Raw genomic sequence first — 14,477 nt, forward strand, 5'->3', positions numbered from 1 at the left:
GCGCCGCATGCCGACGGCATCTGCAAGCCGCTCGCGGCAAGCGACACGATGGCGGCTTTCCCTGCAGTCCTGCTCTGATATACCAGGCCGGCATCGTCTTCACGACGCCTGGTGCTCCCGGCGTGCTGCCGGGTCGAGCAAGCATGAGCCGGTATCGTCGTCGCATCGGATGCGTCGCAGGAAAGGGCGGATCGGCGATCATGGCTGAATTGCCATTGATCGTCTGCAATTACAACATTGTAAAAAGCAAGTTGTGCCCGAAGAGGCGGTTTGGCCCAGCCACCTTGCTTTTCAGCTTAGCTGTACGATGCCTTCATTCTCATCCGCAGCGATCTCTTATCCCGGCGTGCGCAAGGGTACAAAACGCTTCCACAGCTTGCGCAACTTGCCGTCTCCCTGGCGGCTGTGCGAGGCCAGGTAGCCGCGCAGGAAGCCGGTGCCGTCCTTCAACTCCTCGTCGCCTTCGCTTAACTGCCTGAGCAGGCCGTCGGCCACGCTGGCGTCGTTCATCAAGCCGAGTTCATCCTGCAAGCTGGCCAGCGCCTTGACGTAGGGCCGTACGGTTTTGCGCGGATACAGGGAAGCGAAAAATTCGGCGGCATAGCGCGTTTTCTTGGCGGCGATGCGCACCCGGTGGCGCGTCTCGGGATCGGCGCCTTTCAGTTTGCGGCCACGCTTGAGAAGACGCTGCTGGTCTTTTTCGAGAATGTCCCTGGCGAAGTCGCCAATGCGCATCTTGAGCTTCACCTTGTCGGCAGGCAGCTGCATCGCACGCCAGCCACGCTCGTCAAACCAGCGCTCGAGATTGCCGATCAGGTTCTGGTAGCGCTCCGATGCGATGGCCGCCCCGGCCGCCGCATGCAGGGCCATGGCTTTGTCGGCGGCGGCATGCTGCACCCGCACCAGCGGCGCGTCCGCATCGAGCGTATTGGTAATGCGCGGCAAGGTCGACCCGGCCAGCACATCCCAGTCGCGCGCCGGTCCCAGCTGGGAGACCAGCCAGTCGAGCTCCTGGCGCAGCGCCACGGGCAGGCTGAGCACCTCATCGAACATGCCGAGGGCCGAGCGCAGACGGCGCAGGCCGACCCGCATCTGGTGAAGGCTCTCGACATCGTGGTACTTGATCACGCCGGTTTCATTGGCCTCGATCTGGTCGAGGCAATTGCGCACGATGGCCTGGAAGGCTTTCTCGACGCTCATGCGGGCCGACAGCTCGAGCGCACGCGCCCGGATGGCCTTGGGCGTGGTGGGAAATTTGACTGCGGTATCCATATTGCACATTCCTCCTTGGAGACATTGTGCGCGGAAACGCCGACGCATGCCGTTTCGTTACCGCTGCACCACTCACATTCCAGCCGGTTGCTTGCGCGTGGACACGATATTGTGCAGCGCCGCGGCCGGCTTGACGGACGCCGCCGGTTTGGCGCTGGCGGCACGCGGGACGCGCTCGATCAGCAGATGGCGCGACGCGCCGACCGTGGACACGCCCAGTTGCTCGAACGCTTCCATCGCCGCCAGCAGGATGGTTTGCTGGATATCCATATAGCGTCCGTAGGAAGGATCGAGCACATGGAACACGACATCGAACTCGAGCGCTTCCTGGGTCACGCTTTTCAGGTGCACGCGGTCGTAGCGCACGCCCTCCTGCGCTTCGATGATGGCGCGCAGGGCCGCCGGCACCTGGGCCGCCTGGGCCGTGGTGGTGGCCGGATTGGCGCGCAGCGAAAACTGCACGCGCCGGGTCGACATGCGCTTGAAGTTGCGCAGCGTGTTCTTCAACAGTTCGGCGTTGGCGATGACGATCTGCTCGCCGCTGTCGGAGCGGATGCGGGTCGTCTTCAGGCCCACGTGTTCGACATTGCCCGAAAAGCCGGCGACGCTGATCGAGTCGCCCACCTCGAACGGCTTGTCGACGGCAATCGAGAGCGAGGCGAACAGGTCGCCGAGCACATTTTGCACCGCCAGCGCGACGGCTATGCCGCCAATGCCCAGGCTGGCCACCAGGGTCGATACATCGATGCCCACGTTCGACAGCACGGCCAGCAAAAACACCACCCACAGCACGGTTTTCAGCACCCAGACCATGAGCGTGTTGGCCACAGTGGCGGGCGCGTCCGGCGCGCTGGCGCGACTGCGGAAGTAGCGCTGCGCGCCAACGCTGAGCGCGCGGTCCAGATACAGCGCCAGCTGGGCCCCAAGGGCGATGAACCACAGATGGCGCACCCGGTCGTCCCACGGCGCACCGAGATCGAGCACCGTCAGCCCGAACAGCAGCGCGGTGACGATCAGCGCCAGCTTGCTGGTGCGCGCCAGGGTGGCCTTGAGCAGTTCGGCGGCGGGCCGGTCGGCCCGTCCCTGTTCGCTCAGTCTGGCGAGGTGGCGACGGAACAGCACGACGGCGCCGTGCATGATGACATAGCTGCCGATCGCCACGGCCAAGGCGAGCAGCCAGTTGGCCGGGGCGATCCCGGCCAGCGGGGAAGTGATGGCATGGATATCCAAATGTGGTCTCCTTCAAGTGCGGTGTACGGCTGGCGGCGGGCCGCCCGAAAGCCGCAGCCTACAAGCTCAGCCTGAAAGTTGTCGCACATTTCGGCTGAGAAACGTCCGCTCCAGCGCCTTGCGCGCCCCGCGCCGCTCAAGCGTGATAGCCCTCCCCCGCCCCGATCTTGCCCCTGAAAAGCCAGAACACCAGCGCCGTGTACGCCAGTATCATCGGCAGCAGGATGGCCGCGCCCACCAGATAGAAAAGCTGCGACGCCGGATGGGACGCGGCCTGCCATACCGTGAGCACGGGCGGCACCACGTAAGGCATGTTCGACAGCACCAGTCCCGCCATCGCCAGCAAGAACACGCCGACCGCCGCCGCGAACGCCAGCACGCTGCGCCCGTGGCGGATGCCGCGCCAGCACAGCCACGCGCAAAACGCGGTGGCCACCGGCACCAGGGAAAGGAACACGATGTTCGGCACGCTGAACCAGCGCTGCGCGATGCGGGGAATCTGCAGCGGCGTCCAGACGCTGACCAGCACGATGAACCCCAGCAGCCCGGCCAGCAAGGCGGGCACCATCCCGCGCACCTTGCGTTCGACCTCGCCCTCGGTCTTCATCAGCAGCCAGGTCGCGCCCAGCAGCGCATAGCCGCTGACCAGCCCCAGCCCGCACATGATCGCGAACGGGGTCAGCCAGTCGAAAGGGGCGCCCGCGAACTGGCCGTCGCGCACCCGGATCTCTTGCAGCAGGCCGCCCAGGATCACGCCTTGCGCGAACGCGGCCAGCGTCGAGCCGGCGGCGAAAGCGCCATCCCAGATGCGCTGATGATGCCTGGCCACCCAGCGGAATTCGAATGCCACCCCGCGGAAAATCAATGCCAGCAGCAGCACCAGCACCGGCAGGTACATGGCCGGCAGGATGATGGCGAAGGCCTTGGGAAACGCCGCCCATAGCGTGACGCCACCGAGCACCAGCCAGGTCTCGTTGCCGTCCCAGAAAGGCGCCACCGAATTCATCATCTGATCGCGCGCCGATTCGTCGCGAAAGAAAGGGAACAGGATGCCGATGCCCAGGTCGAAGCCGTCGAGCACGACGTACATCGACAAGGCCACGCCCAGCACCAGGGCCAGGATCACGGGCAGCAGGTACGCCGGGTCGCTCATGGCGTCACCTGCGGCCGCGCTGGCGGCGCCGGCCGGCCGCCCGCCAGCGGGCGGTTGGGCAAGGTTTCCGGCCCCGGCAGCGCCGGCTGCGGCCCGCTGCCGTTCATGCGCCCGATGTACCACACGCCAACCGAAAACACGACCACATACACGAGCACGAACAGCGCCAGCGACGTGGCAACCTGGGCGGCAGTGACGGGCGACGCCGCCTGCGCGGTACGCAGCACGCCGTACACGATCCAGGGCTGGCGCCCGATTTCGGTGACCATCCACCCGGCCAGGATGGCGATGAAGCCGAGCGGCCAGGCACGCGCCAGCGGGCGCAGGAACCAGCGCGCGTCCACCAGTCGCTTGCGCCACCACAACCAGGCGCCAACCCAGCCGATGGCAATCATCAGCAAGCCCAGAGCGACCATCAGCCGGAACATGAAAAACACGGGCAGCACGGGCGGGCGCTGGTCGGCGGGAAAGTCAAGCAGTCCGCGGAAGCGTCCGTTCCAGTCGTGCGTGATGATCAGGCTGCCCAGGTTCGGTATCGCGACTTCGGCCCGGTTGCGGCCGGCGGCACTGTCGGGCCAGGCGAACAGGACCAGCGGAGCCGGGCGCGAACCGTCCCAGTGCGCCTCGATCGCCGCCACCTTGGCCGGCTGGTATTGCAAGGTGTTCAGGCCATGCAGGTCGCCGACGACGGCCTGCAGCGGCGCCAGCACCGCCAGCATGCCCAGGCCCATATGCAGCATGGTGCGCGCCTCCGGCATGAAGCGCCCGGCCAGCGCATAGCGGGCGCCGGTCGCGCAGACCACCAGCGAGGCCGTCAGGTGGGCAGCGATCATCATGTGCGTGAAGCGGTACGGAAAGCTGGGATTGAAGATGATGTCGAACCAGCTGACTGGATAGGTGATGCCCTGCTCCATGGCGAAGCCTGACGGCGTGTGCATCCAGCTGTTGGCCGACAGGATCCAGAATCCGGACAACGCAGTGCCGAACGCGACCACAATGCAAGCGAGCGTGTGCAGCCATGGCGGAAAGCGATTCCAGCCGAACAGCATAATCCCGAGAAAGCTCGCTTCGAGAAAGAATGCGGTAAGCACCTCGTAACTGAACAAGGGCCCCAGAGTGTTGCCGATGATCTGGGCGAAGCGGCTCCAGTTGGTGCCCAGCTGGTATTCCATGACGATGCCCGATACCACGCCCATGGCGAACGATACCGCGAAAATCTTGGTCCAGAAGCGCGCCAGCGTGTGGTAATGCGTTTTCTTGGTGCGCAGCCACAGCACTTCGAGCGTGGCGATAAAGGCCGACAGCCCGATCGTAAAGGCTGGGAAAACAATATGAAACGCGATCGTGAACCCGAACTGGATTCGTGAGAACAGTAACGCGTCGATCCCTGCCACGGTGTCCATTGCCGCTCCGCTTTGTCGCTATATATCGCTCTGTATCGCTCTATGTCGCCATGCCGATCCGTCGATCCCGCGCGGTCATGCCCGCCCCACACCTGGCGCAGCGTGCTTGATGTTAGTGCGCCGGTGCTTCAAGCCGGACTTGCCGGCTGTCGAAATAACCGTGGAAACGGGTAATTTGTCCGGCATCGTCGAATTCGAGCAGGGTGACGCCGTCGTACTCGACCGGCTGGCCGTGCGGACCGGTCCCGGCCGAGCGCCAGAACAGGCCTGCGCAGGCCTCGTCGGCGGTGATGTGGGAGAACGTGGACCGCACCGTGCCGAAGCTGGCGCGGTAGGTACGCCAGAAGGCGGCGATCTGCTCGCGGCCCGCATGGTCGGCGATGGGATTGCGCAGACGCGCATCGTCGGCGAACAGCCTGGCCAGCGCATCGACCGCCGATGGATCGCCGTCTTCAAGACGGCGCAACTGGTCGATGAAACGTGCCGCCTGCTGTCTGGCTTGTTGCTGGTCCATTGCTTCCCCGCAGAATGATGGGCGATCTACCCGGATACTGGTCAGAGTGCGCGACGACGCAAAAGTTCGGCGCCATCGGCATGGTTGATGAAAAATCGGTGTCAGCGCTGTAGGGAGGGTGGGTGCGGCAATACCGGTGACGGTGTCCGTTCCGCAGCGCCAATCACGGGCTCCGCGCGAATGTCAGCTTGCTGGCAATGCCAATAACGCAGCCGGAGCATGCCCCGGCTCACACCGGGCCGCACGTGGCAACGCAATCGGTGCTGTTTAACCGGGCTCCGCTGCGGACCCCGGCTGGGCCGGCGCCTGAGGTAGCGCTCGGGTGGGTGATGCCGCCGGCCGGTCCGGTCCCGGCGCCACGGGAGAGGCTGGAGGCAGGCGCGCAGCGAGGTTATTGATCTGGGTTCCCAGATACAGACCTTGGCAGGCCATGCCGGCAAACAGCGTTAAGGCGATACCAGCGCACCATTTCACGGTGCTCATCAACGCAGCGTCTAAATCCGAACGCAATCTGTCCATTTTTTCGTTCAGGTCCAGACGCAACTTGTCCATTTTTTCGTTCAGGTCCAGACGCAGGCCAGCCAAGTCCGCCTTGGTAGCCAGGGTCGGCAAGATGGTGTCAAAGCGCGTTTCGAGCACGGTAAGGCGGCGGTCCATGTCGCCATCATACGGCGGTCCGCCGCCGCCGGCAACGGGCGCACCATTGTGGTCAGGTTCCGGCGGCCCGCTCGGCACGGCATTCATGCTCATCAACTTTCTCCGGTTGGCACGGCACGCGCCGCGCCATCAAGTGTAGGCTTGTGCGAGTGCCGTCATCGGGTATTCCACGAGCGCCTTGAGGTGAGTCAGACAACGTACGGACGAGGGGAACAAAGCGAAAGAATTTCAAAGGCTCAGCGCTGTGCCGGCGGCAAAGCATCATACGGCGGCCCGCCATCCCCGTAACGGGCGCACGTTTGGTATCCGTTCCGGCGCCCCGGCCGCCGCGCTACGCCGGCACGATGGCCGTCACCTCGATTTCCACGCGCGCCCTGTCCTCGACCAGACCAGCCACCTGCACCGCCGTCATCGCCGGAAAGTGCCGGCCGATCACATCGCGATACGCCGCGCCGACTTCCTTGTGCGCGCCCAAATACTCATGCTTGTCGAGCACATACCAGGTCATGCGCACGATATGCTCGGGCCGCGCACCGCCCTCGGCCAGCACATCGACCACATTCTGCAACGCCTGGCGCACCTGCCCGGCGAAGTCATCCGTATGAAACACGCCCTGCCCGTCCCAGCCGATCATGCCGCTCACGCACACCGTGCGCCCGCTGGCGGCCACCCCATTCGAATAGCCGCGTGCCCGCGCCCAGCCCGGCGGTTGTAGAAATTCCATGCTATGCCTTTCCTTCCACCGCTGGCGCGGCTTCGCGCAGCAGTTCGCGCGCGATGATCAATTGCTGCACCTCGGTGGCGCCTTCATAAATGCGCAGCGCGCGAATTTCGCGGTACAGCCGCTCCACCGGATGCTCGCTGACCACGCCCATCCCGCCGAACATCTGCAGCGCCGCGTCGATGACCTTCTGCGCCGTTTCGGTCGCCGTCATCTTGGCCATCGCCGCCTCTTTCGTGACCTTGCGGCCCTGGTCGCGCTGCCACGCCGCCCGGTACGTGAGCAGCGCCGCCGCGTCGATCCCGGTCGCCATCTCGGCCAGCTTGGCCTGCGTGAGCTGGAAGTCGGCCAGGGTCTGGCCGAACATCTTGCGCGTGCTGGCATGCGCGATCGCCTCGTCGAAGGCGCGCCGCGCGAAGCCCAGCGCCGCCGCCGCGACCGAGGTGCGGAACACGTCCAGGGTCGCCATCGCCACCTTGAAGCCCTGTCCTGCCTCACCGAGGCGCTGCGAGCCTGGGACGCGGCAGCCATCGAAACGCAGGCGCGCCAGCGGATGCGGCGCGATCACCTCGATCCGTTCGGCCACCGAAAACCCGGGCGTGTCCGCATCGACGATAAACGCGCTGATGCCGCGCGCCCCCGGAGCCTCGCCGGTGCGCGCGAACACCACGTAAAAGTCGGCGATGCCGCCGTTGGAAATCCAGGTCTTCTCGCCATCGAGCACGTAGGCATCGCCGTCGCGCACGGCCGCGCACTGCATCGCCGCCACGTCCGACCCGGCCTGCGGCTCGGACAGCGCAAACGCCGCAATCGCCTCGCCGCGCGCCACGCGCGGCAGGTAGCGCTCCTTGTTGGCGGCGCTGCCGAACAGCGAAATCGCGCCCGATCCCAGGCCCTGCATGGCGAACGCGAAATCGGCCAGGCCATCGTGGCGCGCCAGCGTTTCGCGGATCAGGCAAATGGCGCGCGTGTCGATGGCGCCGACAGCATGATCAAGCCAGCCGCCCTCACCCAGCCGGCGCACCAGCGCGCGGCAGGCGCCATCGACATCGCGCCCGTGCGTGGGCGCCAGATTGGCGCTCGCCCACGTGTCCAGTGCCTGTTCCAGCGCGGCGTGTCCGGCGTTAAAAAACGGCCACTCCAGATAAGTTTTGTCAGCCATGTCAGTCTCCTTCGAACACAGGCCGCTGCTTGGCCACGAACGCATGATAGGCGCGATGGAAGTCGTTGGTCGCCATGCAGATCGCCTGCGCCTGCGCTTCCGCCTCGATGGCTTCATCGACGCCCATGTTCCATTCCTGCTGCAGCATTTTCTTGGTCATGCCATGCGCAAAAGTGGGCCCGGCAGCGAGCGATGCGGCCAGCGCCCGGGCATCGGCCAGCAGGGTTTCCGGCTCGCTGATACTGTTAAAAAAGCCCCAGCGCTCCGCTTCGCTGCCCGACATCGACCGGCCCGTATACAGCAGTTCGGCGGCGCGTCCCTGCCCGATCACGCGCGGCAGCAGCGCGCACGCGCCCATGTCGCAACCGGCCAGGCCAACGCGGGTGAACAGAAATGCCGTCTTGCTGCGCGCGGTCCCCAGCCGCATGTCCGACGACAGCGCCAGGATCGCGCCGGCGCCCGCGCAGATGCCATCGACCGCGCTGATCACCGGCTGCGGGCAGGCACGCATCGCCTTGACCAGATCACCGGTCATGCGCGTAAAGGCCAGCAGGCCGGGCATGTCGAGCTGGGTCAAGGGACCGATGATGTCGTGCACATCGCCGCCCGAGCAAAAGTTCTCGCCCGCGCCGGTGATGACCACCGCCTTCACATCGTCGGCATAGGCCAGCGCGCGAAACAGGTCGCGCAGCTCGGCGTAGGACTCGAACGTGAGCGGGTTTTTGCGCTCCGGCCGGTTGAGGGTCAAGGTCGCGACGGCGCCCTCGACCTCGAAACGAAAGTGGCTGGCCTGGTACGACGCCAGCGCGCTGCGGTTGCCGGGCAGTTGCTGTGCCTGGCCTGGTAGGTAACGCATGGGATTCCTTATTGGAGATGCTGTTTCATTTGCGAGAGCAGCGCGATGAGCTGCCCTTTGTCGTCGGGCGAGATATCCTTGAGCAGGTCGGCGATCCACTCTTCGTGCACCACCGCCATTTTGGCGAATGCCATGTGGCCCTCGCGCGTCAGCTTGACGCTGTAGGCGCGCCGGTCCCTGGGGTCGGGCACGCGCACCACCAGCGCTTCCTGCTCCAGCTGGTCGGTGATGCCGGTGATATTTCCGCCGGTGACCATCATGCGCTTGGATAGCTCGCCCATGCGCAGCCCGTCCGGATGGCGCTCCAGCTGCGCCATCAGGTCGAAACGCGGCAAGGTGATGTCGAAAGTCGTGCGCAGGCGGCTGCGAATTTCGTTCTCGATGCGCACCGTGCACGAAAGCATGCGCAGCCACAGCTTGAGTGATTGATGATGATCCTGCGTCAGGCGGCTGGCCAGGTCCAGCGCCGTGCCGTCGTCCTGCGGCGTGAGCTCGTCCATCAGCCCTCCAGCAATCTGGCCGCTACCTGCTGCGGGCTCATACCTGCGCCGGCGGCGGCCAGCTGGCGTTCGCGTTCCAGGTTGCGCTCCAGCTGCAGCTTGGCCGGCCGGTACTGCTTCGGCCAGTCGATCGCCGAAAAGCCGATGCGCGCCGCTTCGGTCAGCGTCCACGCCGGATTGGCAAGGTGCGGCCGCCCCACCGCGCACAAATCGGCGCGGCCGGCCGCAATGATGCTGTTGGCGTGATCGGCCTCGAAAATCGAGCCGACCGCGATCGTCGGAATCTTCGCCTCGTTGCGCACGCGGTCGGCGAACGGGGTCTGGAACATGCGTCCATACACCGGCTTCTCGCGCTTGCTGACCTGCCCCGACGAGCAGTCGATCATGTCGGCGCCCGCCTCCTTGAACAGGCGCGCGATCCGCACCGCATCGTCGGGCGTGATGCCGCCGTCGACCCAGTCGTGCGCGGAAATGCGTACGCTGATCGGCCGGTCCACCGGCCAGGCGGCGCGCATCGCGCGAAACACCCGCAGCGGATAGCGGCAGCGGTTTTCCAGGCAGCCCCCGAATTCGTCGTCGCGCCGGTTGGTCAGCGGTGAAATGAACGACGACAGCAGATAGCCGTGCGCGCAGTGCAGCTCGATCCAGTCGAAGCCCGCTTCGGCGGCCGCGCGCGTGGCGCGCACGAAATCGGCTTCGATGCGGTCCATGTCATCCAGCGTGGCGGCGCGCGCGGTCTGCGAGACGCCCTCCAGATACTGCTCGCTCGACGCGGCCACCAGCGGCCAGTTGCCGCTCTCGAGCGGCTGGTCGATCCCGTCCCACATGGCCCTGGTCGACCCTTTCGGCCCTGCGTGGCCCAGTTGCAGCGCGATTTTGGCGTCCGAACTGGCATGCACGAAGTCGACGATGCGCTTCCACGCCGCCGTGTGTGCGGGCGCGTACATGCCCGGGCAGCATGGGGTGATGCGCGCATCGGCCGACACGCACGTCATCTCGGCAAACACCAGTCCCGCGCCACCCAGGGCGCGCGCGCCCAGGTGCACCAGATGATAGTCGCCCGCCACGCCGTCAATCGCCGAGTACTGCGCCATGGGCGAAACCACGATGCGGTTTTTCAGCGTGACGCCGCGCAGCTTGAAGGGCGTGAGCATGGGCAGCACGCGCGCGCCGGCCGGCGGCGCCAATCCGGCCTGTTCGCAGGCGCGCCGCGCAATCCAGGTTTCGAAGCCGGCCACGTAATCAGGGTCGCGCAGGCGCAGGTTTTCGTGCGACAGGCGCTGACTGCGCGTGAGCATCGAATACGCGAACTGCGGCGCCTCCATGGCGGTGTAGCGTTCCACGTTCTCGAACCATTCCATCGAATTGCGCGCCGCGCTTTGCAGCTTGAGCACCTCGACCGCGCGCACTTCCTGGTACGCCGCCAGCGCCTGCGCCGCATCCGCGTGCGTGCCGAAACAGCGCGCCAGCTCGATCGCGTCTTCCAGCGCCAGCTTGGTTCCCGAACCGATGGAATAATGCGCCGAGTGGGCCGCGTCCCCCATCAGCACCACTGGCACCGCCTCGTTCCAGTGCACCCACTGCGCGCACACCACGCGCGGGAAAGTGATCCACATGGCGGAGCCGCGCAGATGCGGCGAGTTCGACATCAGCGCATGCCCGTCCAGCTGGCCGGCGAACAGGCGCTCGCAGTACGCGATGCTCTCTTCCTGCGTCATCTGGTCAAGTCCGGCGCGGCGCCACACCTCTTCCGGCGTTTCGACGATGAAGGTCGAGGTATCGCCATCGTACTGATAAATATGCGCCTGGAACCAGCCGTGCTCCGTCTCCGTGAAGGCGAACGTGAACGCATCGAACTTCTTGCGCGTGCCAAGCCACACGAAGCGGCAGCGGCGCGCCTCGACCTCGGGTCGATAGGTCGCGGCGTAGCGCTTGCGGGTACGGCTGTTCAAGCCGTCGGAGGCGATCACCAGGCCGGCGCCGTACTTGCGCGCCAGCGCCTGGTCGTCCTCGACTTCGTTCTCGAACACCAGCTGCACACCCAGTTCCTCGCAGCGCTGCTGCAGGATATTGAGCAGGCGCTTGCGCCCGATGCCGCAAAAACCATGTCCGCCCGAAGTGACTTTCTCGCCCTTGAAAAAGATGTCGATGTCGTCCCAGTGATTGAACGACTGCAAAATGGCGCGCGCGCTCTGCTCGTCGGCGCCCACCAGGTTGCCCAGCGTCTGGTCGGAAAACACCACGCCCCAGCCGAAGGTATCGTAAGGGCGATTGCGTTCGACGACGGTGATCTGGTGGGACGGGTCCTGCTTTTTCATCAGCAGGCTGAAATACAGTCCGGCGGGGCCGCCGCCGATGCACACAATATTCATGAAGTTCGTCTTCGGTTTAGGTAGCGCGCAGCTTGAAGCGCTGCAGCTTGCCGGTTTCGGTACGCGGCAGTTTGTCGATGAACCTGAGCGAGCGGGGATACTTATAGGGAGCGATCTGCAGCTTGACGAAGTCCTGCAACTGGGCGGCCAGCGCCTCGGTCGGCTCGAAGCCGGGTTGCAGCACCACGTGCGCTTCCACCACCTGGCCGCGTTCCTCGCATGCTCGCCCGATCACGCCGCATTCGGCCACCGCTTCATGGCGCAGCAGCACCTCTTCGACTTCGGCGCCGGCGATGTTGTAGCCGGCCGAGATGATCATGTCATCGGTGCGCGAACGATAGTAGAAATAACCGTCGGCGTCCATTTCGTAGGCGTCGCCGGTGAGGTTCCAGCCATCGAGCACGTAATCCTTCTGGCGCTCGTCGGCCAGGTAGCGGCACCCGGTCGGCCCCTTCACCGCCAGGCGGCCGATCACGCCCGGCCCCACCTGCTGGCCGTTGGCATCGAGAATGCAGGCCTGGTAGCCCGGCACCGGCTTGCCGGTCGCACCTGGCCGGATCGCGTCGCCCGCCGCCGAAATGAAGATATGCAGCAGTTCGGTCGCGCCAATGCCGTCGATCATGCGCAGGCCGGTGGCCGCCTGCCAGGCTTCGCGCGTGGCCAGCGGCAGCGCTTCGCCGGCCGACACCGTGCGCGTCAGGCTCGATACATCGTAGTTCGCCGCCAGCGGCGCCATCTGGCGATAAAAGGTCGGCGCGGTAAAGCACACCGTGGCGCGGTATTTTTCGATGGCGGCCAGCAGCGTGTCGGGCGTGAGTTTTTCAAGCAGCACGCCGGCGGCGCCGGCCCGCATCGGAAACAGCAGCAGCCCGCCCAGCCCGAAGGTGAACGCCAGCGGCGGCGTGCCGATGAAGATGTCGGTATCGGCCGCGGCCAGCATATGGCGCGGAAAACAGTCGCAAATGGCCAGCACGTCGCGGTGAAAATGCATGGTCCCCTTGGGGATGCCGGTGGTGCCCGAGGTAAAACTGATCAGGCAGACGTCGTCGGCGGCGCAGGCGTGCGCCGCGAACGGCACCGGATGGCGCGCCATCATGGCTTCCAGCGAGGCGGGGTTGTCGGGATCGTTGAACGTCACCACATGGCGCGGCAACGCTGCGATGGCGTCGATCTCGCCGCGCAGGCTGGCCGCGCACAGCACCGCGTCCACGCTGGCCTTGTCGACGATGGCGGTCAGTTCGCGCGCGCGCAGCAGCGGCATGGTGGGCACGGCGATCAGGCCGGCCTTGAGCACGGCCAGCAGGCAGGCCGCCATCATCGGATTGTTCGCCCCGCGCAGCAGCACGCGGTTGCCGGTGACCAGCCCCAGGTCGGCGCGCAGCACGTGGGCGATGCGGTCGACCCGGCGCTGCAGTTCGGCGTAGGTCCAGCTTTCGTGCTCGCCGACGATGGCGATGCGCTCCCCCGCCCCACGCTCGACCGCAGCGTCGAGCAGTTCGGCGGCGCAGTTCAGGCGCTGCGGATAATCCAGCTCGGGCAGGTCAAATAAAAACTCGGGCCACTGGGCCGGCGGCGGCAGGTGTTCGCGCGCAAAACCGTCCTGGTAGGCCGAGGCGCTCAGTAGCGATGCGGTCAAGCGTGTCATGGTCGCCCCGAAAAAAGTGTCAGTCGTTCAGCCGACATAGGGGGTCTTGAAAAACCGTTGCGAGCGGCGCAGGGGAAAAATTGCACCGCGCAACGGCTTTGCCGAGGCCCCCCAATACTTTAGACTTAAACTATCATGACATCAAGCGCTTTCGTGCGTCGCCGTCAGGAAGCGCCTTCCTGGCGTTTGAGCGCTTCGGTCTGGTGCATCGCCGAGCGCACCACCTCGGCCAGCGCCAGCTTGACCTGGGCGCCATCGAGCGCCCCGGGGGGCAGCGTCTTGAGCGTGTCGGCCGCGCCGTTCAGCCCCAGCGTCATGCAGCCGGCATGCAGGCGGTCGATGCGCACATGGGCCGCGCCATGGTCGCCGCGTTCGAGCAGGTCGGCGATGTCGGTGCCGGCCGCCGCCACCTGCGACTGCAGGCCGCCCAGGTAAATCATCAGGCGTTCGGCGCCGATCCCGAGGCGCAGCAGCGTGGCCTGCACCTTTTCGGCGCGCGGCGCCACCGCGATCGGATCGCTGCCGGTCAGGCCGGCCATGTGCTCGCGCACCTGCTCGCCCTGGAAGGGCTTGACGATATAGCCCGACGCGCCCAGGCCGCTGGCCTGGTCGAACGTGTCGCGGTCGGTGGCCGAGGACACCAGCACGAAGGGCATCGCGCCCAGGGCGCCGTCGGCGCGCACGCGCTGCAGCAGGTCCATGCCGGACAGGCGCGGCATGCGCAGGTCGCAAAAACAGATCGCCGGGCGCAAGCCCTGTTCGAGCTGGTCCCAGGCGTCGGCGCCGTCTTCCGCTTCGAGGATCTCGAATTGGCCGCAGGAGTCGATCAGGTGCATCAGCACCATGCGCGATACGATGTCGTCATCCACCACCAGAACCTTCATTTGGCCACCTCCCGTACGCAGTAACGCCACAAAACACGCCTGTCCAACTCATACCTTCGGCTAATACCTCTAGCCTATACGCCAATATTACAGCATATGCATAGCGGG

Annotated in this window: 13 protein-coding genes; all 13 read right to left on the bottom strand. The window is 65.8% G+C overall.

The window, feature by feature from the left end:
- Nucleotides 1–336: 336 nt before the first annotated feature.
- A complete protein-coding gene (locus tag CR152_RS31565; protein ID WP_157778862.1) occupies nt 337–1,272 on the bottom strand; it encodes a CHAD domain-containing protein in 936 nt (311 codons plus the stop codon).
- Nucleotides 1,273–1,344: 72 nt separating this feature from the next.
- Nucleotides 1,345–2,502 carry a mechanosensitive ion channel family protein gene (locus CR152_RS31570; protein WP_099881639.1) on the bottom strand — a complete coding sequence of 386 codons (1,158 nt, stop codon included), beginning with the start codon at nt 2,500–2,502 and terminating at the stop codon, nt 1,345–1,347.
- Between the two features lie 136 nt (nt 2,503–2,638).
- Nucleotides 2,639–3,655, bottom strand: coding sequence for a cytochrome d ubiquinol oxidase subunit II (gene cydB / locus CR152_RS31575; RefSeq protein ID WP_099881641.1), 1,017 nt, complete (start codon nt 3,653–3,655; stop codon nt 2,639–2,641).
- Nucleotides 3,652–5,058: a cytochrome ubiquinol oxidase subunit I gene (locus CR152_RS31580; protein ID WP_099881643.1), complete on the bottom strand. Its 1,407-nt coding sequence runs from the start codon at nt 5,056–5,058 to the stop codon at nt 3,652–3,654. Before CR152_RS31580 ends, cydB begins: the two co-directional genes overlap by 4 nt.
- Before the next feature lie 112 nt (nt 5,059–5,170).
- Entirely contained in the window at nt 5,171–5,572 is a 402-nt protein-coding gene (locus tag CR152_RS31585) for a nuclear transport factor 2 family protein (protein ID WP_099881645.1), read from the bottom strand.
- Between the two features lie 267 nt (nt 5,573–5,839).
- Complete coding sequence (locus tag CR152_RS31590; RefSeq protein ID WP_099881647.1) at nt 5,840–6,322, bottom strand: hypothetical protein; 483 nt, start codon at nt 6,320–6,322, stop codon at nt 5,840–5,842.
- A gap of 238 nt (nt 6,323–6,560) precedes the next feature.
- Entirely contained in the window at nt 6,561–6,953 is a 393-nt protein-coding gene (locus CR152_RS31595) for a RidA family protein (protein WP_099881649.1), read from the bottom strand.
- Between the two features lies 1 nt (nt 6,954).
- On the bottom strand, nt 6,955–8,112 hold the full coding sequence (locus tag CR152_RS31600) for an acyl-CoA dehydrogenase family protein (RefSeq protein ID WP_099881651.1): 1,158 nt from the start codon (nt 8,110–8,112) through the stop codon (nt 6,955–6,957).
- Between the two features lies 1 nt (nt 8,113).
- Entirely contained in the window at nt 8,114–8,968 is an 855-nt protein-coding gene (locus CR152_RS31605; RefSeq protein WP_099881653.1) for an enoyl-CoA hydratase family protein, read from the bottom strand.
- A gap of 8 nt (nt 8,969–8,976) precedes the next feature.
- Nucleotides 8,977–9,468: a MarR family winged helix-turn-helix transcriptional regulator gene (locus CR152_RS31610; RefSeq protein ID WP_099881655.1), complete on the bottom strand. Its 492-nt coding sequence runs from the start codon at nt 9,466–9,468 to the stop codon at nt 8,977–8,979.
- On the bottom strand, nt 9,468–11,840 hold the full coding sequence (locus tag CR152_RS31615; RefSeq protein WP_099881657.1) for a bifunctional salicylyl-CoA 5-hydroxylase/oxidoreductase: 2,373 nt from the start codon (nt 11,838–11,840) through the stop codon (nt 9,468–9,470). Before CR152_RS31615 ends, CR152_RS31610 begins: the two co-directional genes overlap by 1 nt.
- A 16-nt stretch (nt 11,841–11,856) precedes the next feature.
- The gene (locus CR152_RS31620; RefSeq protein ID WP_099881659.1) at nt 11,857–13,485 is read right to left on the bottom strand and encodes an AMP-binding protein; all 1,629 of its coding nucleotides are present in this window, start codon (nt 13,483–13,485) and stop codon (nt 11,857–11,859) included.
- A gap of 164 nt (nt 13,486–13,649) precedes the next feature.
- On the bottom strand, nt 13,650–14,369 hold the full coding sequence (locus CR152_RS31625) for a response regulator (protein ID WP_099881661.1): 720 nt from the start codon (nt 14,367–14,369) through the stop codon (nt 13,650–13,652).
- Nucleotides 14,370–14,477 lie beyond the last annotated feature (108 nt).

It is taken from the genome of Massilia violaceinigra, assembly GCF_002752675.1.
Classification (GTDB): domain Bacteria; phylum Pseudomonadota; class Gammaproteobacteria; order Burkholderiales; family Burkholderiaceae_D; genus Telluria_A; species Telluria_A violaceinigra.

What these genes read in the sequence shown, in the direction of transcription:
- CR152_RS31565 (WP_157778862.1), bottom strand. Translation starts at nt 1,272, where the DNA reads ATGGATACCGCAGTCAAATTTCCCACCACGCCCAAGGCCATCCGGGCG.
- cydB (WP_099881641.1), bottom strand. Translation starts at nt 3,655, where the DNA reads ATGAGCGACCCGGCGTACCTGCTGCCCGTGATCCTGGCCCTGGTGCTG.
- CR152_RS31580 (WP_099881643.1), bottom strand. Translation starts at nt 5,058, where the DNA reads ATGGACACCGTGGCAGGGATCGACGCGTTACTGTTCTCACGAATCCAG.
- CR152_RS31585 (WP_099881645.1), bottom strand. Translation starts at nt 5,572, where the DNA reads ATGGACCAGCAACAAGCCAGACAGCAGGCGGCACGTTTCATCGACCAG.
- CR152_RS31590 (WP_099881647.1), bottom strand. Translation starts at nt 6,322, where the DNA reads ATGAGCATGAATGCCGTGCCGAGCGGGCCGCCGGAACCTGACCACAAT.
- CR152_RS31595 (WP_099881649.1), bottom strand. Translation starts at nt 6,953, where the DNA reads ATGGAATTTCTACAACCGCCGGGCTGGGCGCGGGCACGCGGCTATTCG.
- CR152_RS31600 (WP_099881651.1), bottom strand. Translation starts at nt 8,112, where the DNA reads ATGGCTGACAAAACTTATCTGGAGTGGCCGTTTTTTAACGCCGGACAC.
- CR152_RS31605 (WP_099881653.1), bottom strand. Translation starts at nt 8,968, where the DNA reads ATGCGTTACCTACCAGGCCAGGCACAGCAACTGCCCGGCAACCGCAGC.
- CR152_RS31610 (WP_099881655.1), bottom strand. Translation starts at nt 9,468, where the DNA reads ATGGACGAGCTCACGCCGCAGGACGACGGCACGGCGCTGGACCTGGCC.
- CR152_RS31615 (WP_099881657.1), bottom strand. Translation starts at nt 11,840, where the DNA reads ATGAATATTGTGTGCATCGGCGGCGGCCCCGCCGGACTGTATTTCAGC.
- CR152_RS31620 (WP_099881659.1), bottom strand. Translation starts at nt 13,485, where the DNA reads ATGACACGCTTGACCGCATCGCTACTGAGCGCCTCGGCCTACCAGGAC.
- CR152_RS31625 (WP_099881661.1), bottom strand. Translation starts at nt 14,369, where the DNA reads ATGAAGGTTCTGGTGGTGGATGACGACATCGTATCGCGCATGGTGCTG.